The sequence below is a fragment of the Pseudomonas sp. 05N434 genome (assembly GCF_056396965.1).
On sequence record NZ_JBFTMK010001196.1, the window covers coordinates 1 to 373 of the forward strand.

Sequence of the window (373 nt, forward strand, 5' to 3'; positions counted from 1 at the left end):
GCCGAGTACCTCTGTACCGAACCGCTGGTTGAGTCGGTGAACTATCCGGGGTTGCCTCAACATCCAGGTCATGACATCGCTCGTTCGCAAATGAACGGATTCGGCGCCATCGTCAGCTTCGTGCTGAAAGGAGGCATGGACACAGTGACTCGTTTGCTACCGCTGCTCAGATATGCGCATCGGGCGGGTAATCTGGGCGCTGTCGAGACCATCTATGGGCCGGCTCGGACGACCAGTCACGTGGAAAATACCTTGGAAGAACGTCAGGCACTTGGAATCTCCGAAGGTTTGGTTCGAATATCCGTAGGTATTGAAGATTCAACAGATTTATTGGCTGACCTAAAACAAGCTTTCGCTTTAGTGCGAGGTAAAC

General features: G+C 52.5%; 1 protein-coding gene. It reads left to right on the top strand.

Features of this window, described 5'->3' with window-relative positions; translation table 11 throughout:
• Positions 1-373: PLP-dependent transferase (locus AC1DLB_RS32400; protein WP_477786584.1), on the top strand; the 373-nt coding region annotated here is incomplete at both ends.